The 434-nt window shown below is 41.5% G+C and carries 1 protein-coding gene; it reads left to right on the top strand.

The window, feature by feature from the left end; all coding sequences use genetic code 11:
- On the top strand, window positions 1-434 hold a 434-nt coding region (locus ACYPV9_RS14235), incomplete at both ends, for a hypothetical protein (RefSeq protein WP_459744834.1).

Below are 434 nucleotides of genomic sequence, written 5' to 3'. Positions count from 1 at the left end.
TTAACAGAGAATCAAACAGGTTTAACAGATACGGCTACGGTAACGATCGATTATCAAGAGGTTGCCCCAATCGCGAATAATGATAGTTCATTATCCAATACGATAGGCGCAGTCACATTAAATCCATTAACAGGAGCAGGAGCCGATACAGATGCTGATGGAACAATAGCTGTTCATACAGTAAGTTTAATAGCACCAGTAGGAGCAACGAGTATAACACCAGCATCAGGAGATGCAAATAATGTAACAAGTTTTGCAGTACCAGGAGAAGGAACATGGAGTGTTGATGAGGCTAGCGGAGTGATTACTTTCACGCCATTAGCAGGCTTTACAGAGGATCCAACACCAATTTCTTACAATGTAGAGGACAACGATGGCAATGTTTCTAACAATGCTACCGTAACGATAGATTATGTACCGGTTGCAGTAAATGA

It is taken from the genome of Polaribacter sp. OB-PA-B3 (assembly GCF_054589375.1).
Note: the sequence above shows the minus strand (reverse complement) of the source record. Positions and strands in the feature narration are given on the sequence as shown.